This is a genomic window from Candidatus Dependentiae bacterium, from assembly GCA_018266175.1.
Taxonomy (GTDB): Bacteria; Babelota; Babeliae; order Babelales; family RVW-14; genus JAFEAY01.
Map to the genome: position 1 here is coordinate 92,724 of JAFEAY010000010.1, position 25,218 is coordinate 117,941.

Genomic DNA, 25,218 nt, shown 5'->3' on the forward strand with positions numbered 1-25,218 from the left:
ATTTTTTTTAAAAACAATCGACACCGTAAAAAAAGAAAACGTATGAACAAAAAAATACATTCATTCTGCTTGATAATCTTTATTTTCATTACTGCATCCCTTAGAGCCAGCGGTTATCGCGTTTCAGTTGAAATCTCATTAAATCAAGAAGAAATAGTGAACCCGCTTAAAGACAAACAAAGTGCTATAAAAAAATTTTTCCGTACCATAGCCAACCCAATAACAGCTTTAGACCAAGTATACAAACAAAAGCTCAAGAGCATTCTTGAGATGCTTGCTTCAAATGGATTAGGAAAAAAGGGTTGGGGAACATTGAATCAAACGAATAAACCCTTTCACATTACATTGGCCTATATTGATGACCTTCTTGATCAAAAAGACCTCACAGAGTTTAAGCAAGTTTTAGAAGGAGCGGCTCAACAAATCGCTGTTCAATTTCCAAATGGATTAGGTGATTTTTGTATCCAGGGAGTCCCAGAGTTTATTGGCGACAAGGGCTGGATTGCATATCAAAATATCAGTGACCCTTATGGGAAACTCAAAAAAGTTGCTCGCATAATATCTGATAAACTCAAAGCCAAAACTCATCATCGTATCAATAAAGATCACCCACTATTTCTAGCACATGTTTCAATAGGGCTCGTTGGAGATATGCTGTACCCACCAAAAGCACCTCAAAAGACAAACCCTTTTTATCTTCAATTACTTCAAAACCATGCGGCTAAACCGCATAACTCACTTTTATCAGGCATACAAAATGCAATGGTCACCAAAGGACTCATTGATAGTAAAATTAAATTTAATATCAAAAGCTTTACGTTAAAAATAGCCGATCTTCGCAATCCTGATAGAATAGAGCACTCTGAAATCATCTATGAATTGCCATCAGGTCTTGCCGCACAGCTTATTATTCTGAAAAGCAAACTTGAACTTTTGAAATCAAAGCTTATATCGCTCAAAGAGCAGCTCAAAAAACTCACGAAACAACTTATACAATAAGCTCAGGCTTTTTTGCTCTGGCAAAAATATGCTAGAATCAAACTCTCCTCAAATAACCCTCAATTAATAATTTTTAAAATGTAAAAATAAAAAATGAATAAACCATGTCTCACAACCTATCAAAAACTCTGTACCGAGTTTTATGACTTGATCGAGCATCCATACTCCCAGCAAGCTCTACGCCTGTACATGAACTATGCAGCTCAAGCTCAAGGACCAATTTTAGAGCCAATGTGTGGAACCGGTCGCTTTCTCATTCCCATGCTCCAAGCAGGTTTTGATGCTTATGGCTTTGATGCCTCAGAGCACATGCTTGATGGGTTAAAGCAAAAGTTTGCGGCTCTGAGCAATAAGCCTGCTCCGGTGTGGCAAGCGTTTGTGGAAAATTTTAGCAGCGATACACGGTATCAATTAATCTTTGTCCCCTATGGGTCGTGGGGGTTAATAACCAATCTTGAAAACTGTAAAAACGGTCTTGAAATTATGTATCATCACCTGGAACCCGGTGGAAAGTTTGTTCTTGAAATAGAAACGGTTGCATCACTACCTCAACCTTGTGGCATCGAGCGACGCGGTGTGCAAACAAGGGCTGATGGCTCAAAAATTGTTCTTACCACTATGACTTCGTATAATCCAGAATCACAAGTTTTCAGCTCTCAATGTCGATACGACTCTATTATTGACAATCAGATTACCAATACTGAGCACGAAGAGTTTAAACAGTATCTTTATAACTTTGATGAAATGGATCAATTATTGACAAATGCTGGCTTTATTCATATCAAAAAATATCAAGACCATGCATTGAATGGTGCAATAGACCGGAGTACACACATACTCATCTATGAATGTACCAAATAGAAGTGTACTTATTTCTATTCTTATTTATATTGAACCAATAACGATAACCGATGGGGAGTCTTCATGATTAATTTCTTTTCTTTCATTAAAGAAACACCAGACCTTGTTTTTTGGGCAACGGCACTCTTTGGTACGACACTTTTTTTCTTACGATTATGCGCAACCATTATAGGCGGCACAACCGATGATATGACTGAAATTGATCATACATTTGGAGATGATGGAGAAATGCATCATAGTTCAACAGGATCCTTTAAACTCTTTACCGTACATTCAATTTCCGGCTTCTTCATGATGTTTGGTTGGGTTGGACTTGCATGCATTAAACAGTTGGGGTACAGTCACCCGGTTTCCATAGTTACAGCATTGATAGCTGGAACTATTACCATGGTACTTACTGGTCTTATCTTTAAAGGTGCCATGCTCCTGGTAAGCTCCGGCACCCACTTTGATATCAAAAAAACGGTCGGCCTTGTTGGTACGGTATATCAACGGATCCCCCACAATGGGCAGGGGAAAATTCAACTCGTTGTCGACGGTGTAACACGAGAAGTACTTGCTCAATCGCTTGATCAATGCGCAATTGATTCATTCAGATTAGTTAAAGTTATAAAATTTCTTGATCACGAAATTGTGGTCGTTCAAGAAATTAATTCATAAAAAAGAAAGAATCATACGATGTTCGATTACATTTTAATTGCTTGTGCGCTCTTTGCACTCTTCATTTTTTTCACGTTCTTCTTCCTTGCAAGCTGTTATAAACGCTGTTCATCGAACAAAATTTTAGCAGTTTACGGAAAGATAGCCGGTGAGCGATCGGTTAAATGTTACCACGGTGGTGGTGCGTTTATTTGGCCACTCATTCAAGATTATTCATTCCTTGATTTGACACCAATGACATTGCACATTCCACTCAAGTCTGCGTTGTCTCAACAGAACATCCGTATCAACGTACCAAGTACCTTTACGGTTGCTATTGATACAACACCAGAAGCGATGAATAATGCTGCTGTTCGCTTGCTTTCGCTTTCACGCAAAGATATCGAACTCATGGCATCTGAAATCATCATCGGTCAATTACGCTTGACCGTTGCCTCATTGATGATTGAAGAAATTAACCAAGATCGCGAACGCTTCTTGCTTGAAATCAGAAATCATATCGAATCTGAGCTCAAGAAAATTGGACTCATGCTCTTGAACGTTAACATAACCGATATCACCGATGAGTCTGGTTACATCGAAAGCATTGGTCGCAAGTCGGTTGCAACAGCGCTTAATCAAGCAAAAATTGATGTCGCAAATCAAGAAAAAACTGGTGAAATTGGTCGAGCAGAAGCTGAGCAAGAACGAAGAACGCAAGTTGCCAACTATAATGCACAAGCTGTTGAAGGTGAAAACGAAGCAAAAGCAAAAATTGCAAGTGTTAATGCAGCATTGCTTGAACAAGAAGCTGAAGCGGCACAACGAGGTCAAATTGCGCAACAAAATGCGTATGCTCAAATTAACAAAGCAAAAAGCTTAGCTGAACTACAACGCCTTGAAGCTGAAGAAATTGTACCCAAAGAAATCCAGCGTCGCATCATTGAAATTGCAGCTGCTGCAGATGCAGCTAAGCAACGCTTAGAAGCAGAAGGTAAAGCTGCTGCAATATTACAAGTCAAAGAAGCAGAAGCAGAAGGTATCCGTAAAGTTCTTACCGCTCAAGCTGACGGTTACAAATTATTGGTACAAGCATGCGGGAATAACAGTCAAGATGCTGCAACTATGCTCATGATTGAAAAGCTCCAAGAGATTGCAAAAATCCAGGCTGAAGCAATCAAAAATCTTAAGATTGATAAGATTACCGTTTGGGATAGCGGCTCTTCTGAAAAAGGAAGTTCAACCGCTCACTTTGTAAGCAGCATGGTAAAGTCATTACCGCCGCTGCATGAAATTGCTGCGATGTCAGGCATTAATTTGCCAGCTTATTTGGGCGATTTAAACAACCCAAATAATTCATCTAATACATTGAACAAAACAAATATCCAATAATAATTTGATACTCTAAAAATAAGCCCTGACTATTCAAGAGTTGGGGCTTATTTTTTTTGCTTAAGAATTCGAGTTTGCCACTCAATAAATCTCAGCTCCCATTATCCAAAACCTTCACATATTGACAATTCGAATATCACAACTATACTCCTTGTCCCCTCAACAACATCATATAAACAACATTATTCATTGTTAATAAAATTTAATTCAATAATAAGAAAATAAAAAGGAAGGCTTTATGCTTTTATCTAACCAAGGCTTGGTCACCAAAAGCTTTGTTCTTATAAGCCTCTATCTTGTACTCGTAGTAAGTGATGCTTACTCAATGGACGCGAATAATAATAACTTTTTTACGCCTCCAGTTTCGCCCCTCAAACGTAAGGCAGATGATACTACTCAAAGCCCTTCCAAGCATCTGAAAAAAAATCTTGATTCTTCATGCTTTGCTTCACCTGAAAGAGAATTCCCTAGTTCGCCAACGCGCTTAACACCCTCAATGAAAGATATAAAACTTTACTCTCCTGTTGGATTAAAGACTCCAAAAAAATATGTAAATACAAAGCCAACATCTGAAATTTTGAAACTTTTCATTACCAATTTTCTTCATTATGATGAGCAATCTTCATTAACTCCGCTCATTAAATTTCTTTTTTTATTGGATCAAAATAGTGGGGAGCTCCAACGAAGCTGCGCCGTACTTGACCAACAACGAGATCCTCATGCTCTATTTCCTCAATTTTTGTGGTCAGAAATGAATGAAGATTTTTTTGACACGCTGCTAAAAAAATATCATCAAATGATTAAAGTACTTGAATTTCAACAATCACTGAGGGCTTGCAAAACCGACAAAGAACGATCAAATAAAGAAAAAACTCTTAAAGCTCAAATAGCCCACATAGAAAAGCAACTACAAAGTTATTTTGACGATCAAGATCTGATTAAACAAAAAGAAACCCTTCAAGAAATGTTGAAGGTAATTCCTCGAAAAGTTCCTGAAATCAAGATCCTTAACCTGGTTAAAAAGCATCTATTCGAAAAAATAGATACGATCTTAGATGAAAAATATCGCTTAGAAAATTGTGGCAACGCTTGCATCGAAAAGCCCCTAAAAGTAAAACGTTGTAACACATGCTCTCAATTTAATATATCAGCTGTTCAAAAAAAATGGCTCGAAACTCTTTTAAAACATTTGATTACTATTTACGAAGAACAGGATAGGACGCTTTGTAATCGCTATCAAAAAATTGCACGTTACCTTTTAGGATTCTATTTGTATCCATGGAAGCCTCAATGTAAATTGCGCTATGCTCAAATATTAAGTTTTTCTTCAGATGATGAAGATATTGACGATCAAGATATTATTCCTGCACCATTTGACCTAATTCCTGCAGCATTAAAGTTGTTAAGTCATAATGCCGCTCATTCAGACTTCATAAACCTTCTGCCTGAAAGAGGTATACTATTAAAGTTCAGTAACGCCGAACTCATTGAAGATTGCATTCAGCAATCACCTCTTTATTACTTGCTTTGTTTTAATATGCAGGAACAAAAAATAATTGAACGCATCGAAAATATTTGCACAGGTCGTTATGAACCAATAGATTCATCCAAAAATAGTATGATGCTCAGTGAATTAGTAAATATCATGATAGAAGACTATAAGAACAGCCTAGAAGAATTTACTCAATCTCCTCCAAGCGCTTCTTTATTGAGCAAAGTAAAATATGCAAAATATGTATTAACCAAAACATTTGAGTTAATTACCAATCATCTCACTCAGCCTTGCCAAGATACTCATAAACCCCACATAATGCTGCCTGACTGTAGCAATTTATGTTCGTATAGCTTCAAAGATTTGATACGTACAGCACTCATGATAAAAAATGTCCTCCAGCTTCAGAATAGTTTTCTTGATAATCTCATCATGGTAAAAAATCACCACATTGAGCAAGTGACCTATGAACTTCATGAAACCAAAAAAGTCTATCAACTTGGTGGTGGACATTTAGATTGTGCACTCCCCTATAACCTTACGACAAATCACGGCGAACACACTGTTTGTGAAGTTTCCAGACTCGCATCTAATCCCACAACGGGAGTTAGTTTTTGTGACTGGTCAATTTATGATGATCAAAAAAAATACGCTTCGCATAAAAGCTCAACAGTCTTCCCCTCCTGTTTTAATCAAGAATTTTGGTCTCAATATGTTTTGAAACTCCTTTCACAAAATGCAGATGACCGTGATTTTTGCTTGTATGATTCTGGAAATCGTATGCACGAAAAAGATGGCGTATGCAAGCGTATGATTATTTTCCAACACAAGCACACACTCGGATGCAAGAGTCATAACTGCTTGTGTGACCAAAATTCTTTAATGTATATTGCTGCTATCATTCGAGAAGAGGTCATCGACAAGTCAGAAGATTATGGCGATCAAGCTAATATCTTGCGTTCGCTGATATCGCTCTATCCGTTATCCGCTTACTGCTTAGATTATGATGGCAATCAGGATTGCTTTTTTTTAAATGGTGAAAAGATTGACGATGATGATCAGTTAAATAATGCAATACCAAATTACTTAGGGAAAACAAGTAATCACACGCAACTAAAACTTGATCAGGATGGTAAACCGATACATACAATTAATTTTCTTTCATGTTCCGCGATATATGAAGTCTTATTGACTGCTCGGGAAAAAGTAGCGGCAACCAACCCACTTGCAAATAGCGGCGATATCAATACGTCAATAATCGAAATTACCAATCCTGCTACGCACGACACATACGTTTTAGTTAAAGTTGCTCAGGGTATTGTTGTTAAAATGCTCAAAACCGATCTCTTAAAAATATAAATCATTTATTATTACTTTTTGCTTGAAGAGCCCTTGAGTTATTCAAGGGCTCTTTTCATACAATAAACTTTATTGAGATTCTTTTTCCTGAACAATTTTCAGCACTTCTTGTGCATGGCTTGCAACATCAACATTTGGTAAGATTGAAGAAATTTTGCCTTGAGGGTCAATTACAAAAGTCATGCGATACGGAACCGGAATAAACCACCAATTTTTTGCACCATATTTTTTTGCGGTTACTTTGTCTTTGTCGCTCAAAAGAATAAACGGCAAGTGGTATTTTTCTTTAAATTTTTTATGCGAATCAGGTGAATCATAATTAATGCCCAAGACAACAATATCCTGCTTTTCAAACTCTCCGAAATTATCTCTCAACTGGCAGGCCTGCTTTCTGCAACCGGGAGTGTCATCTTTTGGATAAAAATATAAAACAACGTATTTACCCTTAAATTCAGTCAACGTACGGATTTTGTGATCTTGGTCTGGTAGCATAAACTCTGGTGCTTGATTTCCTATTGATAAGGCGTTAACCCCAAATATCCCTATGCTCATTACTATTCCTAACAAACTGTTTTTTATAGTTTTCATCAATACACCTTTTCACAAGACTGAGTAACCCGACATTGTCTTTTTTACGAAATCAACGAACTTTCCATCTGAAATCTTGTAATAGTTACTGATTCCGGTTGTAAGTATAACAACCAAAAGTAAATTATCTTGGGTAAAATACATCTCTTTAAAATAAGACTTATCAACCGATATTACATCGAAACATGGATATGGAACTTCACTCTATAAATCATCTATTAATCCAATATATTTGAAGCTCTCCTTTTCAAATAAAATTGCAGCAGTATTTCCATTTGAAGAAACTTGAATATCCAAAATAGTACTTTGAAATAAACAATCTCGCAGAGACAATCTGTAACGCGCAATCCAAGAATCATATGATCTTTGATAATTTATTTTCTTTACTTCAACCTTATCGTTTTGCAAAAAAACAACTGCAAGTTTGTTTTTTTGATAGGCAACAAGGACTTTATTTGAATTTGGAATTTGAACTTGAAGCAAGATCTCGGGCAGGCCAAATGCTCTATTTGCTTGCTGAAGATTAAAATCCATTGCCTGGCAAAAAGCAACGCTTGTCCCTATGAGGATAGTAAAATAGCGTAAAATTTTCTTCATTTTTTATATTCCTTAATATTAGAGGTATAATCTATTCATACGTTTTATACCCTACCTAAACAAACATAACAAATAGCACGAAACAAACAAAATTATGCGCGTTAGAACACTCCTCAACCCTCTCAGCTGCCCTCAACGATTTTCAAAACAAAAATGGGCCGAAATATTTCCCCATTTCACCGGCACTCTTGATGTCGAAGTTGGATTTGGAACCGGTAGTTTTTTAGATCAGTATGGTAAAGCAAACCCCACTCATGCGTTAGTAGGATTTGAGATACGAAAAAAATTGGTTGATGCTGCTCAAGAGCTCATCACCACAAGTAAATTAGACAATGTCTTTTTGGTCTGGGGCAATGCAAGCTTTGGACTTCACGATATGTTTGATGACAACAGCATTGATCGAATTTTTGTCTTTCATCCAGACCCATGGCCAAAGAGGACACATCACAAACGACGCGTTATTAACCAAGATTTTCTAACGTTAGTTCAAAAAAAGCTCAAGCATAATGGTTGTCTTTATATCGCAACCGACGTACCAGAGCTTTGGGATGTCATGCTTAAAACAGTAAGTACTTCCGAAAAGTTTAAACCTGTTCAGGATGACTACTTCTGGGCAACGTTCTATAAAACTCGATGGAAAGAAATGAGCGAAGAGCACAATCGCACACTCTATTTTGGAACATTTCAAGCTCGAATGCAACCGCAACGATAATAGCTTCGAATATAATCACTTTCTTGAGATTGCATCATCTTGTTATCTATGCTTATGATTTCACTAGGCATCATACAAGAGGTATTAATGAAGCTATTACAACTTTATAAAAAAGTTATCCACTGTTTACTTGGGGCTCTTTTTCTTGTAAACCCTATTTTTCCGGCTCAAGAAGAACAGAACAAAGACCTTTTCAACAACAAATTCAGCAACCATGTTACTGTTTTAAATAATGAGTACCATGCACTTGAAATATTACGGGAAGAAGAAAGTTCTCCAGTTCTTGAATGGCACAATACAGAACGGGAAAATCAGCTTGGTCTGACTAAACCAATAATTTTTATTAGCCTTGGAGCAAACTGCGCTCCTGCTCGACATTTTGAAAGAAACCATCTCACTGAAGCCTTTTTCCCTTTTGATTGGTGCATTTCAGAAGTTGAATCAGTGTACAAAGCGTTGGAAGAAGATTTTCATGGCTATCTCAAACAAGAAAACTTAAAAATTTTTGAACTTGCGCCAAATGTAACACATCGCACCTTTCGCGATACATACTACAAAATAATTTATCCGCATGATTTTAGTCGAGATAAAGAACCATTGCATGATTATGAACAAATCAGAAACAAATATTATCGTCGTATTGATCGATTCTATCGAGCACTTTCTCTTGGTAAAAAGGTTTATTTTTTCAGAACCGGGATAACAAAAGAAGAAGCAAAAAAGCTTAATGCCCTTATAAGAAACAAATTCCCAAACCTGAATTACACTTTAATTGTTATCAGTGACACTGAGGATTTTAAAAAACAATGGAAAATCAAGCGGCTAAGAAATTTTTTCATACAGGGCTTTCAAGACGCCACAATTTTGAATCGTAAACTTTTGCAAGACTGGGATGCCGTTTTTCAAAATCTCAAGATCATTCCAAAACCACAACAAAAAAAGCGTGGACTAACCCATTTACAACAAAGGAGAAGGATTTCTCGCTTGAATCAGTGCTAATTCTGCTTATCATTTTTCAAATTTTTCTTTGCTATCAGCTATAAACCGTGGAACAACTAAACTCATTTTCAACTCAAAATGCAATCAAGACGCTCTTCACAACCAATCAAACAATCAACCGCCTCTTGAAATGAAATATTTTTCAATAGCATGACACTTGCAATTTTAACAGTTGATGGTAAGTATATCGATTGTGTTGTTTCAATATACTTTCTTTGAGCTTGAACCTTTTCTACCATTATGTTCACTTCATCATAAGAAGGCACAACCTTTGCAGGAGCTTGCAACGCATACACCTCTCGAATAATGCGCACGGTTCTATCAAAAAGTTTTTTATTTGATGCGCACACATCAATCATCAAATTTCCGCATACTTTACCCATCTTGATCATCGCAGCATTGGAAATGAGATTAAGTATTTGCTTAGTTGCCATCGACTGCACGCATGGCGATAATATACCTCCAAGGAAAATGCTCGTATTGACCATCTTTTCTAATGAAGCTGGTTTGAGTCCAGACGATACCTGAATCAACGCAGTTTGACCACCTCGTTGCTGCAACTCTAGCACTGCATTTTCAATGATCTTTTTATCATCAGCATCGTTCACAACAACTATGACAATATTTCCAACTCCTACTGGTCGCGCTAAAAAGCTTTCTTGTGCACCTTGGTTCACACCGCCTAAAATTACGTCAGCCACATCTTTAAGCTCTTCATCAGTCAACACGCGATTAGAAACCCGTTGCCACGCATCAGCATTGCTCTCAGCACCCAGAATAAATGCTCTGAATTCAGGGCGCTTGCCAACTTCATTGCTCCCACGCGTAGGGTTAATTGAAAATGTTGGACTGAGCTCAACACTGTCAGTAATAATTTCACGTAAAAAGTTCATGCCAAGATAGGTAATGTACCCACAATTGGTCTCATCTTTAATTTTTCTGAAATTGGCATGCGGGGATGAAAGCACCAGAACAACACCTTCAATAATTTTTGCAATCTCTGGAATAATGGTGCGTATTTCCAGACAGGCTTTTTCAAAATCAATAATCAGTTGATCCGCAATTTTTTGAGCTGTGTCTTCTTTACCTGCAAGCTGATCTACAACAGCAAGCAACGTCATACTTAGAGCAACGTTGGTTGCTGTTGCAGCTTGCAGACGCGTTGAGCCTTTAATTGCTTGAGGCTGAGTGGCAATTTTGACGGGAATAATTCCTTGTGCAAAAAGCGCTTCAGCTTTGGGCAATGTTTCCGGAACATTAAGAATGTGATAACAAAGGGCACCGCACTGTAAGGCGGCCAGCGCTGCGCCATGATTAAATGCGGCTGATCCACTTGCTGAAAGCAAAAAGACTGTATCGTTTGCGTTAAGATTGCGCGAAGTAAGTGCCAACGCACCCTCTTGCTCAGAATCTTCAAAACCTTCTTTTGCACGAATAAAAGCACGCAACCCACCAGCAATAATGCCAATAACTCGATTTTGATATTCACCAAATTTTGGGTTTCTTGATCTTTTGCATAACTCATTCCACTGCGCCGTCAGATTAAGCGCAATACGTCCACTGGAGCCAGATCCTAAAAAAAAGATTCGTCCATTATTTTGTATAGTTTTTATAATTTGAGTAACAATATTTTGATACTGCTCTGCTTGAAAAGTACGTAAGCTAGAGATAACCGAGTAATCAATGTCATTCAATAGACGTAACCCATCTTCGGTATTGCTCATTAAAACAGAACTCAAATTTTTTGTCTTAGGATGCGCCTGCTCGGTAACAAGATCGGCATAATCAAGCGGCCGTACCATCACAGTGCTGTTCACAAGCATGAATAACATCACTACAAAAAAATTATTCTTCATCATACAATATTCCCTTAATAGCTTTAAAAATAACGTTTATCCTAAAAGATAAGATAAAAAAATATATCTTGCTATAACTATAAGACGTTAATTTTCAAAGGAAAAAGTAATGAAATATTTAAAAAATTTTTTTTTATTAGTGGTATTTATGATGAAAAACATTGCATGCACTGAGCATAAAAAAGTGGTTGTTATCGGCGCTGGTATAGCAGGCTTAACAACGGCATACCGTCTTGCTCAAAATGGTATTGACGTTCACCTTTACGAAGCAAAGCCCCGTGTTGGAGGTCGAATACTCACCGCACTTGTTGATGGCCATATCGCTGAGCTTGGTGGACAAAATATTTTTGACGGTGCACCCGCTACAAATATGATCAACTTAATCAACGAGCTCGGGCTCACACTCAACTATGACAAGATCCACTTTGCCCCCCATTACGTTGATAATAACAAACTGACCGCATTGTCTGAACTTTTGAGTAAGCATAACTTGAACCTAGAAAAGCTTGAAGTACAATTAAATGAACTGGCACTCTCGTCAAGCTCACTGCGCGTAGTACTTGATCAACTTTTGAACCCAGAAGACCCGGTCAACAAGTGTGTAAGTACCATGATTGCTGGATACGAAGGCACTCCTCTTGAAAATCTATCACCACGGTATACTGAAACACTTATGCACATGCTCCTGGGCGGTGTCTGCACAGCTCACTCTTTTGAAGAAATCGACAATAACCGTTACTTCGATCATCTGACCATCACGGGAGGCAATAGCCTCTTGCCACAGGCGCTTGCGCAACAGCTTGATGATCGAGTTCATCTAAACATGCCTTTAAAATGGGTTTCGCAAAGTGCTTCTGGCCAATACCAACTTACATTTCAAGACGGACAAGTAGTTCACGCAGATGTGCTCGTACTTGCAAACCCTTGCTCAACATACGGTGATATTAATTTTGAATCGAATGTTATACCCGAAAGTAAGCTGACTGCAATTCGCCACGTGCAGTACGGTACTAATGCAAAGATTCTTGTGCCACTCACCGGAAACTACCAAACTAAAGTTCAAACAATTGGTGATGACATTGGAACACATTTTAATGCCGATGAAACAGTGCTCACCATTTACTGTACAAAAGATTTAGGTTTTTATACGGCACAAAACATAGCGGAGTTGTACACGTCAAAGCTACCCCATTTAAAACTTATTTATGATGAAGAGAATTTACCAACATCTACACCTACCATTGCACGCGATGAGCCTTTTGCTCAGTATAAAACTCCTGTTGGGCACAGTTGGCCAAATGATCCTTATATCAAAGGTTCGTATCACAACATTGCACCAGGACAAGAAGAAGTACTCACCGCACTTCAGGAGCTCGATCGCGAAATGGTCAAAACACTTTTTGCACCCATTGATGGCAAACTCTTTTTTGCCGGCGAGCATGCATCAATTCTTATGGATGTTCCCGGAACACTTGAAGCTGCTTGTGAGTCAGGAGAGCGCACAGCTCGAATGATTCAAAGGTTGATTTCTTAGATCTACATACGGTAATTTTGTTACAAGAAAAGTTTATTTATCAGATAGCCATAACGAGGGAGAAAAAGTCATGAAGTACATACCGTATTTATTTCTTTGCGTAATAACTATTTTTAGCAGTGTGTTTGGAGACATAGTTGTACACGATGGAACACTTGAAGACTGGGAGGCTTGCTGCCAGATTGCACAAACAATGCATATACCACTGATCAATGAACTCAAAGATACGCTCCCATGGCTAGTAGTAAAAGCGTTCGGTTTATCAAATCCCGAAAAACATATGACAAAGCGACTCAATCTGGCAAAAGAAGAAATATTTTCCAAAAAAACCACTAAGCTCTTTGTTCTCCATGAGACTAATCAAGACGATAACAATCCAAAAATTCTAGGCTTCTTTTCATTCACTATAAACAGTCAGGATAGCAACATTGCTCATACCAGCAGATATGGTTATATCGAGCAAGAGATAAGCCCTGAAGCCTTTAGCACAGCCTGCAAAGAGTATTTTGTTAGTGATGAAAAGTACAACAATATAAAGCATCTCCTTACTGTTGATCTCTATCCTTCAGCACAAGGGGAAATAATGAACAAATACAGAGCTCAAACCGAATCATTCGGTTTTAAGAAATGCCAACACGCACGAGGACTTGATCACTTGCCGTTTTTAATGAAAATACCAGCGGAATATCTTTTTGGGGCTCAGGTATACATTCTTGATTTAGAATAACTGAAGCAACAAATTCAGTAGTTCACATGTCGCATTTTAAGAAGATTATCCTGTTTTTCATGAAGATAATGGAGCATTGGGACAAATTATTTTAAGAAAATCTTCGCATGGCAGACAAAGCACATTATTCTTCAGCAACCGCTCCTTGCCTCGATAAAGCAAAATAACTTTTGCCTCGGGATAATCTTCTTGAAATTCGACAAGAGATTTAAGATCTTCAGAGCGTATCTTTTCAGCATTTTTAACTTCTATTGCCCAAAAACCAAGTGCCCCAAAAACAACAAAATCGACTTCAAGACCCGATCTTGTACGCCAAAAGCTTATCTCATGTTTTTCAGATGTATAATCTTTCCATGCCATGAGATGCTGCAGAACAAGCCCCTCCAGACCAGCACCATTAACTTCTGATTCGCTATCTTTTATAGACCTTGGTCGCAATGCACGATAAACACCCACATCAAAAAGATAAAATTTAGGATGTGCACTTAACTCTCGCTTAGCTCTCTGGGTAAAAACATTAATCTGATAACAAATGAGAAGGTCTTCTAAAATAGAAATCCAGTCACTTACGGTGGTTCGTTTTACATGACATTCACGAGCAATGTTTGTGATATTCAAAATAGATCCATGTGAAAGACTCATAATATGAAGAAATCGAGTAAACGATTCGTAATGACGAATCAACCCCTCCATCTTGACCTCTTCTTCTAGATAAAGACTGATATAAGCTTGAAGCGTTTCAAGTGCATCTTCATGAGCAAAACGAAGAGGAAGAAGTCCATAAGATAAAGCTTGCTCAAGATTAAAATGCTGCTTAAGCTCAGATGCCATAAATGGATGTAGTACCTTTCTTAATGCACGACCTCCAAGCAAATCTACGCCCTGCCGCTTGAGCTTTCGCGCGCTAGAACCGGTAAGAATGAATCTCCATTTGCGCTTCTTTTCAATGAGCATATGAACAATAGAAAGGAGCTCTGGAATCTTTTGAATTTCATCGATAATGATAGTAGCACCATCTGGCTGTGCACTTACAAGTTCAGTAAGATGATCTGGATTTGCTGAAAGTCGATAGCGAACATCGGCAAGGCGTAAATCGATTAAAAGAGCATCAGGATTGTTTTTCACGGTCATGGTCGATTTTCCAGTACCCCGAGGTCCGAAGAGAAAATAGCTCTGTTCTGGTTCCTTAAAAGCTCTTTTTATATACTTAAAATCCATGTTAACCCTTAAACTTATGCCAAACTAACCTCGCTTTAAACGCAAAATGACGGCGCTACCGTCAATTTGCGTCTCATTATGACGGTAGCGCCGTCATTTTGCAAGAAAATTACCCTGAACATACCTAAAACCATGTAAAATCTCATAAATCAGGAGAGCGCACAGCTATGAAGCTACTTGGCAAAAACCTGCGGGTTGCTTATTAAGATTGTTATGAATATAGAGATCAATCACTTCTTCTAGAACCACGAGTGGAGCTGCACCCAGTGTTAAAATAACATCATGAAATTCACGAATATCAAAATCATTGCCCAGCGCAGAGCGAGCACGCTGACGAAGTTCAAGAATTTTAAGTTGCCCAATTTTATAAGCGCATGCTTGACCTGGCCATACAAAATAGCGCTCTACTTCAGTAACAATTGAATCTTGATGGTAACCAGTTGCTTCTTTCATGTAGGCAATTGCTTGTTCCCTGGTCCAGCGCTTCTTATGAATGCCAGTATCAACAACAAGCCGCGCTGCGCGCAACAGCTCATCTTGAAGATGACCAAGCTTTGCTGCAACTGAAGAATAAAAATTCTCTTCGTATGCAAGTTTTTCTACATACAAAGCCCACCCTTCAATAAAAGCAGTATACGTTCCTAACTTACGCTGTAACGGAATATCCATTTCCATTTGAAGCGAGAGCTGAAAATGGTGCCCAGGCTCTGCTTCATGCACCGTAAGCGTTTCCATTTCATACCGAGGAAGCTCTTTCATCGAGCGAAGGTTAACAAAAAAAGTTCCTGGGCGAACACCGTCAATACTTGGCCTTGCGTAATATGCTCCGGCCATTCCATCTTCTTCATGCAGAGGGACCGCTTTGATGTGCACCAATTTTTTAGGCTTACAATTAAATAAATGAGAAAGTTGTCTTCGACACCTGGCTAAAATTGTTTCAAATTCAGCCAAGCAAGCAGCTCGACCTGCAGCAGTTTCAGGATAATAAAAGTCAGGATTCCGGCTATAAATTTGCATGAGCTTTCCAACACTACTCCTTGAATCTACAACTCCTTCTTGGGTGAGTAAAACTCTCATTTCTTTATGTATTTTATACACTTCTTGCAACCCAAGTTCATGAATTTCATCAGCTGACAATGGTACTGTTGTATGCTTTTCAAGCATATATTCATAGTATCGATCACCATCAGGAAGAGCCCACACTCCGTGATGAGAATGCGATGCACGTAAAATTTTAGTACAGCATTCCTTTAAACGTTCATACGCTTGGTAAACAGAGGTTTCAATGACAATTTGAGCGCGCTCAAGATAGAAACTTTTCTGCTTTGAATTGATAGTTTCAATCAGCTTTGCAAAATGCGAATAAAAGATGTTCTCCGTTATCAAACGAGGAGTCATTTTTTTAATTATGTTGATCACTTTTTCCATTGCAAAAGCAGGAAGCATAATCCCTTTACTCTTTTGATAATCAAGAAGTTCTATGGTTTGCTCAAGGTATTCTGGAATTATCTTGAGACGTGCAAGATACGACTCAACGTCGCGCGAACTCTTAAGCGAATGAATACTGGTAAAAAGAGAGGTTATATTTGAGAGGATTCCAAAAATCTGCGTAACTCGATATTCATGAAACAAAAAACTTTCTCCTGCAACAGCTCTCCTTAATTCCCAATGAAATATTTTATAAGAAATCCGATCTTGCAAAGAAATCATCTTGCTTTCATTTTTTTCTAAGGTCTTGAGTAATTCTTTTTTACGCTCAAAACCTTGAAGTATATTTTTACAAGAGACATCATTAAGCAACGTATTTTGCTGATAGTTTGCAAACTGATCGAAAAAACCACGGTGCGGCAGCCATTGGTAACTATCAAGAGTATCTGCTGCAAAGAGTTGATTAAACCAAGAATTTTGAGTCCCATGGTCTTGTGAAAATCCTGAGAAAAAAAGAGTTGATAAGCACGTAAAAATTATACATTTACCATAAATTGGTTGTAACATTCCCTCAGCCTCTCTATGCGCTCTCAACTTCTTTTTAAAAAATCCTAAAAAGGATAACTACTTACCGAATTAAGCGAACAAAGAACTGCACAATCGCAATAACTAAATCATAAAAGGCCCCAAAGATACCTTCAACTGCATCCAAAATTCCACGCTGAACGCTTTGCTTTTTTGCTTGCTTGGAAAATTCAACTTGCTGCTCAAGAGCTTTCTGATTCAACTCTTTAGTTGATTCTTTTTTAACTTTTGATGTCTTGGGTGGTTTGACACCTGATTCAATAACTAACTTGGTGAGCTTACTGAAAAGCCACGCACGTTCAATTTGTGTTGCTTCTTCAACACCGCAAATTACAATATTTTTAGGAATAAGCAGATTATCAACAGTTGCTCCATTATTAGTCGTAATACTTGCCAGTGTGAATTCTTGGTCACTAAAACGCTTGCTTTGAAAAATAGGTTTGATGATGCGAATTTCTTTTACTTTAGAAAGCTTAAGCTGCATAATTGAATCATCTTTTTCTGAGCGTATTCCACCAATAGATGTTCTACCAGAAAATGAGATATCTTTAATCGTAAGAGCAGTGTTATCGTCATAAATTTTCACAACATAACTTCCCTGCCCCTCTTCCAGTGGAACAAACTTAGGTTCTAAGACCCCACTGGTCCGCACAGCCCCCTCACCAAAAGCCTGCAGCCCTAACCCTTGAGATAAACAAAAAATAGATACCAGCATCAGATGTGATGCATATCGTGCAGTTATCATCCTATTTCTCCTATTTTCTTTTCAAAAGCACTTGATACGTTATAGCTTGTACTATAGCCATAGAGACAGAAGAATTACAAGCATTTATACCTCTACTTGCGCTCATGGCTTAAGCACAAGCCATGCATCTTCTTGTGAGCAAAATATTTCACATTGAATATACACATTCGCTTTTAGTTGACATTTGGGTATAATCCCAAATACTAAACGATACTTAGATGAAAATTTTTTATAAAAAAGCGACCCGTCACATATGAGGTGTTTAATGAATCAGCATTTTTCTTTTATACTGGCACAAACACTGAGCCTATTTTTTGTGTGTGAGCTTGGAGCGCAAATCACAGGTATTCCTTCTTCAAATAACGCTGTAATATCTGATGCATTAAAACCTGTTGTTATCCAAGAACAAACAAATACAACAGCAATACTCCCTCTCTCCCCACTTGTTTTTGCACAAGAAGTTAACTTGAGAGACAAACTCACTCCATTATTGTCTTGCTTAGGACATAATGAACTACAAAAGCTTTCTCCAGAAATACTCGATTATTTAAATCGGATAGCAAGCATTGAGGTTATTGTTGCAAGCTATCTTTTAGTACTCACACTCAAAAGCATCATTCATTGCCAAATAAGTCAGCCAGTACCAACACGCTCACCATACAGCTCACTTGATACCTATGAAACAAATGCTACCACTGCTCAAGATTTGACCATGAACGACGTAGAACAAAAAATATCAATCGCTGAAATTATCGATCTCCTTGAGCATGTTCAACAAGACTTAGCTCGTATTGAAGAACTTGATCGCCATGATAAAAAAGAGATTATGAATATTTTACTTGATCGCCAACAGCAGCTTCAACGTAAACTTAAACAACTCGGAATTCTCCACTATTCATCACAATCATCGCTTTGGAATTCTTCTTTGCCTTGGGCAGTTGCAGGTCTTTTCTTGGGCCTAACCATACTCACCGTTGCTCTTGCAAGCATCGATTCAGACACTGCTCAGACGACAGTACAATTTCCATCTGTTGATCTATTAGCTAAGAATTTAGGGTATAGACAACAGCCAGCACCTGTGCCAGTACCAGATCCTGCAGTCTAGACTAAAACGGTTACTTGTGCTCGATCATTTTAGTCGTAAAAGCATAAACAAGATCAAGTTTGCACCATGCAGGAATGAGCTCAGTAAGTGGTTCTGGTAAAAGATTTATGGAACTAAGACTTTCAAGCGGAGCCCAAGCAAATGCAACATGCTCTTCTTTTTGAGCAGGTATTACACCGGCTTTAAGTTCGGGTGATGTTGCAAGAAATAAGAAATTATACTCATGGGTATGACACACTCGAGCTCCCAGATTGGGTTGAAATGAATATTCTAAGCAACCCACAAATCTTTGTAGTGTAAAAGCAATCCCCATCTCTTCATCAAGCTCACGTAGTACAGTCTGCTGCGCGCTTTCTCCATGTTCAATATGCCCACCAGGCAGATAGTAGTGCCCTTGCTTCCAGCTTGGGTGATGAGCCAGCAAAATATGTCCTTGGTCAATAATAACAGCACGGGCAAGCGTGTGAATGTTTGTATTTTCGCTCATGAAATTCTTTTTTTATTTTATGGTGTTTCTATCTTTTTCAAAAGCACGTAAGCTTCTTTAACTTTTTTCTCACGCTCAATCTTCCAACTCACGGTAATCTCAGGTCGTGAAGCATTCGGGTTTGCAGCTACAAAGCGCTGAATAAAACTCAAGTAGGCCCATTCTTGCTTGGGGCATATTGTATTCGCTTTTCGTGCTTCTTCCCAAAAATCTGCAAATTCTTGATACGTTGGTGGTTTACCCTCAAGCCATCGCGCCCTGATCCAATCGTGCCCAACCGCAGTAAAGTGGAAGTGCTCGCCAATGAACTTTTTAAAAAAGAGACGTGTCGCCAAGTCGTTTTTATGACTGCCGTATAAAATCAAGCTTTCTGGTTTGAGCAACACAACTTGATGCTTTTTTGCTCGAGAAATGTCGGGGATTACAGGCTCCGCTAAAATTTTTCCAGTTTCTATAAAATGCATAATTCGGGCAATAATGGCAGCTTTCATACCCGCATGAGGAAGCTTGAGAGCTAAACAGACATGTTTAAGCTCAGCCATGCTCATGTAATGCTGCGCATCATTAAGAGCTTGTTGATCATGCTTGCTTAAAAGTGGAAACTTTTTCATTATCAAATACTCAGTGTATTTTCAACTTTTTGAAGAGCTTGTTCTAAGATAGGATAATACAGTTTAATGTGTGCATAAATTTCATCTGCAAGGTTTTCATCATAAGTATGCGACGTCAAGTTTCGGTCTCTTAACATTTTAAGCCACATCTTGTCATCGTCGATGAGCCCACCAGCATACGCTTCCTGCAAAACATCTTTAGGATATCTTACCTCAACACCTTTTGCTTCTAAAATGCGTTTTAACAGTTTCCAGAAAAGCTCAATCGTAAATTCAAATCGTTGAATCGATGCATCAATATTTCCTCGATCTTCATCCATGGGCTTACGGACCATGACACCAAGTGCTTGTAGGGCTTTTTTTGCCTGTTGCAAAGATTGTTCTATGCGACTGTCTCTCATTTTTTTTCCTTTTGATAAAGAATCACCCCATCAGAAACTATAGACTTTTTCAATGGATTATTATCGGCAAGTCGATCAAACCTCACGCAATCAATTTTAAGCAAAGTATCCGCCTTATCAACAAGATCAAGTACTAAATACCAATCATCATCGCTTGCTTGAGGACAGACAACTGCAAGGTCTATATCAGATCTATTCTTATGATCTCCACGAGCTCGAGAGCCATAAAGATAAATTATTTCGATAAACGGAAGCTTAGTTAAATCTTTAAAAAATTGTAACGATCTAATTTCTTCTTGATAAGAGGTCATACTATTCCTCAATAATCTCAGGATATTTCTGAGGTTGCGCTAAACAATATTCAACACCAAAACTTCCCTCTGGATGTTCCGCTTTTTCAACAAAGATACGATTTGAAAAACCACCCCGCTCATTGTATCTTTTCGCCTGAGCATGGGCTATCTGTTCAGACGTAATGCCATGCAAAATACAAAGAGCTTCAACAACATCAAGGACATCGGCAAGCTCTGCAATAAGCTCCTCACCAGATTGTGCTTCAACCACTTCTTGGGCTTCTTCTACTAACTTAAGCTGAAGCTGTTGGCTGTACTGGGCATCGTCAAGTCGTCTCCAATGCATAACAGAGCCATGTTTCTCCATCTTTTCAACCGCTTTATCGCGCCATAACTTATTTTGATAAAATGTTCGCATTTTCATGAGATAATCCTTATTCATCTCTTTATCAATTTCCTGTTCTTACGCAGAGCATACAGCAACTAAAAATTTGGAAAAGGGGAAGCCTGTAATAAGCAATTTTGCTCTTAATTGAGTCATAGATTTTTAGATGATGCGCTTGAACGATTGCAATTTAGACCAATGATATGCTCTTTTCAGCACAGGAATTTCGCTTATAAAAGGGATCACAAAATCACCATCTTGCGCTTCTACTATTGTTTTTTAACTTTATCAAACTAGACTTGCTATCAAAACGCAAATAATAGTATTTTCATTGCAGGAATCGTTTATGCAAATCAAATGCCGTAACAAAAAATGTGGTCGACTCATGGGTGTGAGAGAATTTTTAGTGTATGTTTCTTGCCACCTTGGGAAATTCGTTTTGCCAAGCCTTGTACCGTTAATAGTTGCCAAGCTTAAAGAATACTGGGAAACACCAACAAAGGGTTGGATCGACGAGTCTATGACTGCATATGCAAATTTTATGTCTCTGACTTGCCCTGGCTGCAAAAAAATGAAATGGGATCCTTATCCTTGTGATTCTAAAGACGAAATACAAAAAAACTACCTCAAAGATGATAGCAAAAAATAATCCTGTAGAGTAGTAAGTTTAAGGCGAAGGTAGAATATGAAGTTCTTAAAAGTCATTACAACCTTTTTGTTTATTACGTATTCACATGTCCATTGCTTGGATAATACTATACCTAATAAGGCAGCAACGCCAACCAGTGAGGAAACTGCCCAACTTGATCGATTCAGTATCTTTACAACGTATTTGGACAAACTTAAAAGTGCTGCAATAGAATTTGATAATAAACAAGGTAAGGCATGTCCGAAACTTCAATGCATGCAATGCAAAAAAGAAAAAATCACATGGGCATACGTTCATGGACATCTTATTGGATCGAGCATGAAATCTATTGCGAATGAAGTAGAATTCAACAAAATGAAAAACGTCATGGACGAATTTATAACAGTACTGGCACAATCAGATCTGCAAAAGATTTCAAATTGTATGCTTCAGATTGCACAAGATCTTAAAATTCCATGCATTAATTGTAATGCATCATCCTGGAAAATAACTTCTCAATAATTAAAAAACAACCTTTGAGTAGCGCAATCACTATACCCTAAATCATCCACACGGGAAAAAAAAGAATCCTTTTTTTTCTTCAAAATCAAGCAGCCCCATATAGCAAAAAAAACATACTGAAAGTTGCAAGTGAAAACCTGATATTGCTTGAATCAATGAAGTTTCATTCCATTTGGTACTTTTGAGTCAACGGTTACCAAGCAAATAGCACCCTGCTCATCTGAAAAACCAACCAAAAGAAATTGTGAAAGAAATCCTGCAATGTTTTTTTCTCCCAAGTTAACACAACCAACAATTGACTTACCAACCAATGATTCGGGAGTGTAATGTACCGTCACTTGAGCTGACGTTTGAAGCACGCCAATGTCAGGACCAAAATCTGCCCATACTTTGTAAGCAGGCTTTTTTGCGCGTAAGAACTCTTCAACTTTGATTACGGTACCCGAGCGTAAATCAACTTTCTCGAAATCTTCATACGAAATTGGCATATTTGTCCCTTCCATGAACGGTTTTACTTTTTTGATTGATCACGCACGCAGTAAGGTATCAAAGATCTTTGGGGATCACAATCCAATTTTTGAGTTCTTATTATTTTCGAAAATAAAGCTCCATGCACACATAATCCAGTCAGCAATTCTGATAAAACTTCAGCAAAGCAAATATAACTGCCTCTGATTTTCGGGAAATTTTTCAATCGCATAGCGCAGCATCGTTCGGGGCATATGGCGCGCATGCTTATCAAGGAATGCGATAAGTTTACTTTGATTCTTTTTCCCCGCTTCACGCAGCATCCAACCAACTGCTTTGTGAATGAGGTCATGCGTATCTTGTAATAAGATTACAGCGAGTTTAAACGTATCTTCTAGATCGTTATGACGAATGAAATACCATGTTGAAACTATTGCAATACGGCGCGCCCACATGAGCTCTGATTGTGCAAGCGAAAAGAGTATTGCCCTATCACGCTTGAGTAAATGTGCTCCAATAATCAAATGCGCTGAAGCGTCGACAAGGTTCCAGTTATTTACCCGCTTCAAATTGCTCACGTAAAATTGATACAGCTCATCTTTTAAATTGTCTTTTGCTTTTTGATACTGCCCGACCAAAATAAATAAGGCGAGAAGCCGTTCTTCATTGATTGGTGAGTCAAACAAAACTTGTATTTCAGATAAAGATAAGTTGTTATAACTTTTGGCAATTATCCGTAATGTTGGAACCTTCACGCCAATAAATTGATCATGCTCCGCATAGTGCCCAACACCTGTTTTAAAAAAAGCTGAATGCCGTTCCTTGGGAATGCTAATCGATTGTTGCAGAAGATTTTTTATAGCGATTATATTGGTCATTTATTTTTTCTTTCATGCTCAAGAAGCCATGTTTTACGACCAATACCACCACCATATCCACCTAATTTTCCATCACTATTAATAATGCGGTGGCATGGAATCACGATAGCAATTTGATTAGCTCCATTGGCATTGGCGACAGCTCGACTTGCTGATGGCTTACCAATCTGAATTGCTTGCGCTAAATAACTTCTCGTCTCTCCATATGGAATGAGCGTTAACATCTCCCAAGCAAGTTTTTGAAATGGACTTCCCAAAAGAAATATTGGTGTTTCAAAAATTTTTAGCGTACCGTCAAAGTATAACTTAAGCTCTCTTTGGATAGAAGTAATTGGATCTGTAGTTCCAGCGATAATAGCAGACTTCGTTGTGATACACAGCCTTTCTACCTCTCGCTCGAGACCTCGACATTCAAGAAATTCCAAGAGGTATAGAAACCGTTCATCGGCAATTGCAAGCATTGGACCAAGCGGCGTGTCTAACGAAGATGCCTTAAGAATATTAGTATGCTTGCCAAAATGCGTGGGTACTGCTCTAATAATTTTAGAAAATGCATCACTCAATCCGCTTCTTGATTCATACCCAGCGTTCACCCGATAAAATTCATGCTTTTTTTCTTCTGATAACATTTTGGCCCCGCGCGACAGCGATTTGTAATTTTAATATTATGATGTTCATCATTATAACGCATTTATTAGAACATGCGGCTGAAAATCAGGCACTGATTTTAATTAACGCGAACTCGATAATTAAAAGCCATTGATTTGTGCTACAGGACAAGCATAAATTGATGGCTTTCTAGAATCAAACTTATAAGCGCATAACGTCGCAAGTAAATGTCCAAGAAAATTATCTTTTGATCGATGCCGAGAGTGTTCTAAATGATAGGATTCTTTGAGCTTTGAAAATACAGATTCTATCACTGCTCGCTTTCGTAAAAGCATTTTTTCTTCAAAATCCATAAGCTTATTTTTCATATTTTTTCTAATTTTTGTAATCAATTTGATCCCCTTGTTCCAGAGATTTTTGAAATTTTTTGTCGAAAGATATCCTCGATCACCAACGAGTTTACCTGTTAATCCTGTTGTTAATTTGTCTATAACTTTTTCGTTGGCGTCGTGGATATTGCCGGGTGTTAAGTAAAAACTAACAATTTCCCCGTACATGTTGATAATCAGGTGAAGCTTCATTCCGAAAAACCACCCCGTAGATGTTTTTCCCTTTTGCGAAAATCCATCAAATACTTTGTGGCTTGATGCTCTATAAATGTTGCATACTTCGTATGAAGTTGAGTCGATAAAATTTACTGGCGTTGGCTTTCCTAAGCATCTTGAACAAAGAAATCCCAATATTTCCTGCAGCATTTTTCCGATTAACTCAAGGATCTATTATAGCTCACCACGCAATCAAAAGCTGATTTTAACCACCCTAAGACATCCATTTCATAGTAATCTTTGAATGTTGAGCGCTTAGAAAAATTATAAAAAATAAGAATTGTTATCGCATCAGCTTTTGTCATTTTTTGTTTTCTGCCGAGGTTTTTTTGCTCTTCACGGGCCAATATTCGACTTCTAAAATCAGCTTTTTTTAAAAAATCATAAACTTCACAAAAAATTTTTGTTAACATCATTACGCTTCCCTTTCTTGTTTGAGGTTGTGATTATCCTCTAGGGAAGCATATTTTTTTTGTTTTTCAAATTATCGAGTTC

At 38.0% G+C, this 25,218-nt stretch carries 28 protein-coding genes; 12 read left to right on the forward strand and 16 right to left on the reverse strand.

Going from position 1 to position 25,218, the window contains the following annotated elements; genetic code table 11:
- Positions 1-42: 42 nt before the first annotated feature.
- The 5 genes from JST56_02885 to JST56_02905 all read left to right on the forward strand — a co-directional run bounded on the left by JST56_02885 (position 43) and on the right by JST56_02905 (position 6,742).
- Positions 43-999: a hypothetical protein gene (locus tag JST56_02885; GenBank protein MBS1987914.1), complete on the forward strand. Its 957-nt coding sequence runs from the start codon at positions 43-45 to the stop codon at positions 997-999.
- A gap of 93 nt (positions 1,000-1,092) precedes the next feature.
- On the forward strand, positions 1,093-1,860 hold the full coding sequence (locus JST56_02890) for a class I SAM-dependent methyltransferase (protein MBS1987915.1): 768 nt from the start codon (positions 1,093-1,095) through the stop codon (positions 1,858-1,860).
- A 63-nt stretch (positions 1,861-1,923) separates the two neighbouring features.
- Complete coding sequence (locus tag JST56_02895) at positions 1,924-2,520, forward strand: hypothetical protein (GenBank protein MBS1987916.1); 597 nt, start codon at positions 1,924-1,926, stop codon at positions 2,518-2,520.
- Positions 2,521-2,538: 18 nt separating this feature from the next.
- A complete protein-coding gene (locus JST56_02900; protein ID MBS1987917.1) occupies positions 2,539-3,891 on the forward strand; it encodes a flotillin family protein in 1,353 nt (450 codons plus the stop codon).
- A 238-nt stretch (positions 3,892-4,129) separates the two neighbouring features.
- Positions 4,130-6,742, forward strand: coding sequence for a hypothetical protein (locus JST56_02905; GenBank protein ID MBS1987918.1), 2,613 nt, complete (start codon positions 4,130-4,132; stop codon positions 6,740-6,742).
- Between the two features lie 69 nt (positions 6,743-6,811).
- Here JST56_02905 and JST56_02910 read toward each other — a convergent pair whose 3' ends face one another.
- Complete coding sequence (locus tag JST56_02910; protein ID MBS1987919.1) at positions 6,812-7,294, reverse strand: peroxiredoxin; 483 nt, start codon at positions 7,292-7,294, stop codon at positions 6,812-6,814.
- Between the two features lie 240 nt (positions 7,295-7,534).
- Positions 7,535-7,927, reverse strand: a complete 393-nt coding sequence (locus JST56_02915; GenBank protein ID MBS1987920.1) for a hypothetical protein — start codon at positions 7,925-7,927, stop codon at positions 7,535-7,537.
- Between the two features lie 94 nt (positions 7,928-8,021).
- On the opposite strand from JST56_02915, the gene trmB reads away from it, so the two are divergent.
- Together trmB and JST56_02925 are read left to right on the forward strand one after the other, a co-directional pair.
- Positions 8,022-8,639 carry a tRNA (guanosine(46)-N7)-methyltransferase TrmB gene (trmB, locus tag JST56_02920; GenBank protein MBS1987921.1) on the forward strand — a complete coding sequence of 206 codons (618 nt, stop codon included), beginning with the start codon at positions 8,022-8,024 and terminating at the stop codon, positions 8,637-8,639.
- 87 nt (positions 8,640-8,726) lie between these two features.
- Positions 8,727-9,638, forward strand: a complete 912-nt coding sequence (locus JST56_02925) for a hypothetical protein (GenBank protein ID MBS1987922.1) — start codon at positions 8,727-8,729, stop codon at positions 9,636-9,638.
- A 68-nt stretch (positions 9,639-9,706) separates the two neighbouring features.
- Here the strand turns inward: JST56_02925 and JST56_02930 are convergent, their stop codons facing one another.
- Positions 9,707-11,497 (reverse strand): hypothetical protein, encoded by a 1,791-nt coding sequence (locus JST56_02930; GenBank protein MBS1987923.1) that lies wholly within the window; start codon positions 11,495-11,497, stop codon positions 9,707-9,709.
- Between the two features lie 106 nt (positions 11,498-11,603).
- Between JST56_02930 and JST56_02935 the strand changes: the two genes are divergently transcribed.
- Positions 11,604-13,028, forward strand: a complete 1,425-nt coding sequence (locus JST56_02935; protein ID MBS1987924.1) for an FAD-dependent oxidoreductase — start codon at positions 11,604-11,606, stop codon at positions 13,026-13,028.
- A gap of 70 nt (positions 13,029-13,098) precedes the next feature.
- Positions 13,099-13,755 (forward strand): hypothetical protein, encoded by a 657-nt coding sequence (locus tag JST56_02940; GenBank protein ID MBS1987925.1) that lies wholly within the window; start codon positions 13,099-13,101, stop codon positions 13,753-13,755.
- Between the two features lie 57 nt (positions 13,756-13,812).
- Here the strand turns inward: JST56_02940 and JST56_02945 are convergent, their stop codons facing one another.
- The 3 genes from JST56_02945 to JST56_02955 form a co-directional block, all read right to left on the reverse strand.
- Positions 13,813-14,973, reverse strand: coding sequence for an ATP-binding protein (locus JST56_02945; GenBank protein ID MBS1987926.1), 1,161 nt, complete (start codon positions 14,971-14,973; stop codon positions 13,813-13,815).
- A gap of 165 nt (positions 14,974-15,138) precedes the next feature.
- Positions 15,139-16,968 carry a DUF885 domain-containing protein gene (locus tag JST56_02950; GenBank protein ID MBS1987927.1) on the reverse strand — a complete coding sequence of 610 codons (1,830 nt, stop codon included), beginning with the start codon at positions 16,966-16,968 and terminating at the stop codon, positions 15,139-15,141.
- A gap of 61 nt (positions 16,969-17,029) precedes the next feature.
- A complete protein-coding gene (locus JST56_02955; GenBank protein ID MBS1987928.1) occupies positions 17,030-17,731 on the reverse strand; it encodes a hypothetical protein in 702 nt (233 codons plus the stop codon).
- A 265-nt stretch (positions 17,732-17,996) separates the two neighbouring features.
- On the opposite strand from JST56_02955, the gene JST56_02960 reads away from it, so the two are divergent.
- Entirely contained in the window at positions 17,997-18,836 is an 840-nt protein-coding gene (locus JST56_02960; protein MBS1987929.1) for a hypothetical protein, read from the forward strand.
- A 10-nt stretch (positions 18,837-18,846) separates the two neighbouring features.
- Here the strand turns inward: JST56_02960 and JST56_02965 are convergent, their stop codons facing one another.
- The 5 genes from JST56_02965 to JST56_02985 are packed head-to-tail and all read right to left on the reverse strand — an operon-like array spanning position 18,847 to position 21,052.
- Entirely contained in the window at positions 18,847-19,323 is a 477-nt protein-coding gene (locus tag JST56_02965; GenBank protein MBS1987930.1) for an NUDIX domain-containing protein, read from the reverse strand.
- 17 nt (positions 19,324-19,340) lie between these two features.
- Positions 19,341-19,934: an SAP domain-containing protein gene (locus JST56_02970; GenBank protein MBS1987931.1), complete on the reverse strand. Its 594-nt coding sequence runs from the start codon at positions 19,932-19,934 to the stop codon at positions 19,341-19,343.
- A 2-nt stretch (positions 19,935-19,936) separates the two neighbouring features.
- Positions 19,937-20,335: a nucleotidyltransferase substrate binding protein gene (locus tag JST56_02975; protein ID MBS1987932.1), complete on the reverse strand. Its 399-nt coding sequence runs from the start codon at positions 20,333-20,335 to the stop codon at positions 19,937-19,939.
- Entirely contained in the window at positions 20,332-20,646 is a 315-nt protein-coding gene (locus tag JST56_02980) for a nucleotidyltransferase domain-containing protein (GenBank protein MBS1987933.1), read from the reverse strand. The genes JST56_02975 and JST56_02980 overlap by 4 nt, the downstream gene beginning before the upstream one ends.
- Position 20,647: 1 nt before the next feature.
- Complete coding sequence (locus tag JST56_02985; GenBank protein MBS1987934.1) at positions 20,648-21,052, reverse strand: nucleoside triphosphate pyrophosphohydrolase; 405 nt, start codon at positions 21,050-21,052, stop codon at positions 20,648-20,650.
- A gap of 307 nt (positions 21,053-21,359) precedes the next feature.
- On the opposite strand from JST56_02985, the gene JST56_02990 reads away from it, so the two are divergent.
- Both JST56_02990 and JST56_02995 read left to right on the forward strand, forming a co-directional pair.
- Positions 21,360-21,662, forward strand: coding sequence for a hypothetical protein (locus JST56_02990; protein ID MBS1987935.1), 303 nt, complete (start codon positions 21,360-21,362; stop codon positions 21,660-21,662).
- A 36-nt stretch (positions 21,663-21,698) separates the two neighbouring features.
- Complete coding sequence (locus JST56_02995; GenBank protein ID MBS1987936.1) at positions 21,699-22,163, forward strand: hypothetical protein; 465 nt, start codon at positions 21,699-21,701, stop codon at positions 22,161-22,163.
- Between the two features lie 152 nt (positions 22,164-22,315).
- Here JST56_02995 and JST56_03000 read toward each other — a convergent pair whose 3' ends face one another.
- From JST56_03000 to JST56_03020, 5 genes are all read right to left on the reverse strand, one after another.
- Positions 22,316-22,651, reverse strand: a complete 336-nt coding sequence (locus tag JST56_03000; GenBank protein MBS1987937.1) for a tRNA-binding protein — start codon at positions 22,649-22,651, stop codon at positions 22,316-22,318.
- 159 nt (positions 22,652-22,810) lie between these two features.
- Positions 22,811-23,509 (reverse strand): DNA alkylation repair protein, encoded by a 699-nt coding sequence (locus JST56_03005; GenBank protein ID MBS1987938.1) that lies wholly within the window; start codon positions 23,507-23,509, stop codon positions 22,811-22,813.
- Positions 23,506-24,138 carry a methylated-DNA--[protein]-cysteine S-methyltransferase gene (locus tag JST56_03010; GenBank protein MBS1987939.1) on the reverse strand — a complete coding sequence of 211 codons (633 nt, stop codon included), beginning with the start codon at positions 24,136-24,138 and terminating at the stop codon, positions 23,506-23,508. The genes JST56_03005 and JST56_03010 overlap by 4 nt, the downstream gene beginning before the upstream one ends.
- A gap of 120 nt (positions 24,139-24,258) precedes the next feature.
- Positions 24,259-24,858 (reverse strand): IS982 family transposase, encoded by a 600-nt coding sequence (locus JST56_03015; protein ID MBS1987940.1) that lies wholly within the window; start codon positions 24,856-24,858, stop codon positions 24,259-24,261.
- Between the two features lie 23 nt (positions 24,859-24,881).
- Positions 24,882-25,139 carry a hypothetical protein gene (locus JST56_03020; GenBank protein MBS1987941.1) on the reverse strand — a complete coding sequence of 86 codons (258 nt, stop codon included), beginning with the start codon at positions 25,137-25,139 and terminating at the stop codon, positions 24,882-24,884.
- Positions 25,140-25,218: the final 79 nt, after the last annotated feature.

What these genes read in the sequence shown, in the direction of transcription:
- JST56_02885 (MBS1987914.1), top strand. Translation starts at nt 43, where the DNA reads ATGAACAAAAAAATACATTCATTCTGCTTGATAATCTTTATTTTCATT.
- JST56_02890 (MBS1987915.1), top strand. Translation starts at nt 1,093, where the DNA reads ATGAATAAACCATGTCTCACAACCTATCAAAAACTCTGTACCGAGTTT.
- JST56_02895 (MBS1987916.1), top strand. Translation starts at nt 1,924, where the DNA reads ATGATTAATTTCTTTTCTTTCATTAAAGAAACACCAGACCTTGTTTTT.
- JST56_02900 (MBS1987917.1), top strand. Translation starts at nt 2,539, where the DNA reads ATGTTCGATTACATTTTAATTGCTTGTGCGCTCTTTGCACTCTTCATT.
- JST56_02905 (MBS1987918.1), top strand. Translation starts at nt 4,130, where the DNA reads ATGCTTTTATCTAACCAAGGCTTGGTCACCAAAAGCTTTGTTCTTATA.
- JST56_02910 (MBS1987919.1), bottom strand. Translation starts at nt 7,294, where the DNA reads ATGAGCATAGGGATATTTGGGGTTAACGCCTTATCAATAGGAAATCAA.
- JST56_02915 (MBS1987920.1), bottom strand. Translation starts at nt 7,927, where the DNA reads ATGAAGAAAATTTTACGCTATTTTACTATCCTCATAGGGACAAGCGTT.
- trmB (MBS1987921.1), top strand. Translation starts at nt 8,022, where the DNA reads ATGCGCGTTAGAACACTCCTCAACCCTCTCAGCTGCCCTCAACGATTT.
- JST56_02925 (MBS1987922.1), top strand. Translation starts at nt 8,727, where the DNA reads ATGAAGCTATTACAACTTTATAAAAAAGTTATCCACTGTTTACTTGGG.
- JST56_02930 (MBS1987923.1), bottom strand. Translation starts at nt 11,497, where the DNA reads ATGATGAAGAATAATTTTTTTGTAGTGATGTTATTCATGCTTGTGAAC.
- JST56_02935 (MBS1987924.1), top strand. Translation starts at nt 11,604, where the DNA reads ATGAAATATTTAAAAAATTTTTTTTTATTAGTGGTATTTATGATGAAA.
- JST56_02940 (MBS1987925.1), top strand. Translation starts at nt 13,099, where the DNA reads ATGAAGTACATACCGTATTTATTTCTTTGCGTAATAACTATTTTTAGC.
- JST56_02945 (MBS1987926.1), bottom strand. Translation starts at nt 14,973, where the DNA reads ATGGATTTTAAGTATATAAAAAGAGCTTTTAAGGAACCAGAACAGAGC.
- JST56_02950 (MBS1987927.1), bottom strand. Translation starts at nt 16,968, where the DNA reads ATGTTACAACCAATTTATGGTAAATGTATAATTTTTACGTGCTTATCA.
- JST56_02955 (MBS1987928.1), bottom strand. Translation starts at nt 17,731, where the DNA reads ATGATAACTGCACGATATGCATCACATCTGATGCTGGTATCTATTTTT.
- JST56_02960 (MBS1987929.1), top strand. Translation starts at nt 17,997, where the DNA reads ATGAATCAGCATTTTTCTTTTATACTGGCACAAACACTGAGCCTATTT.
- JST56_02965 (MBS1987930.1), bottom strand. Translation starts at nt 19,323, where the DNA reads ATGAGCGAAAATACAAACATTCACACGCTTGCCCGTGCTGTTATTATT.
- JST56_02970 (MBS1987931.1), bottom strand. Translation starts at nt 19,934, where the DNA reads ATGAAAAAGTTTCCACTTTTAAGCAAGCATGATCAACAAGCTCTTAAT.
- JST56_02975 (MBS1987932.1), bottom strand. Translation starts at nt 20,335, where the DNA reads ATGAGAGACAGTCGCATAGAACAATCTTTGCAACAGGCAAAAAAAGCC.
- JST56_02980 (MBS1987933.1), bottom strand. Translation starts at nt 20,646, where the DNA reads ATGACCTCTTATCAAGAAGAAATTAGATCGTTACAATTTTTTAAAGAT.
- JST56_02985 (MBS1987934.1), bottom strand. Translation starts at nt 21,052, where the DNA reads ATGAAAATGCGAACATTTTATCAAAATAAGTTATGGCGCGATAAAGCG.
- JST56_02990 (MBS1987935.1), top strand. Translation starts at nt 21,360, where the DNA reads ATGCAAATCAAATGCCGTAACAAAAAATGTGGTCGACTCATGGGTGTG.
- JST56_02995 (MBS1987936.1), top strand. Translation starts at nt 21,699, where the DNA reads ATGAAGTTCTTAAAAGTCATTACAACCTTTTTGTTTATTACGTATTCA.
- JST56_03000 (MBS1987937.1), bottom strand. Translation starts at nt 22,651, where the DNA reads ATGCCAATTTCGTATGAAGATTTCGAGAAAGTTGATTTACGCTCGGGT.
- JST56_03005 (MBS1987938.1), bottom strand. Translation starts at nt 23,509, where the DNA reads ATGACCAATATAATCGCTATAAAAAATCTTCTGCAACAATCGATTAGC.
- JST56_03010 (MBS1987939.1), bottom strand. Translation starts at nt 24,138, where the DNA reads ATGTTATCAGAAGAAAAAAAGCATGAATTTTATCGGGTGAACGCTGGG.
- JST56_03020 (MBS1987941.1), bottom strand. Translation starts at nt 25,139, where the DNA reads ATGATGTTAACAAAAATTTTTTGTGAAGTTTATGATTTTTTAAAAAAA.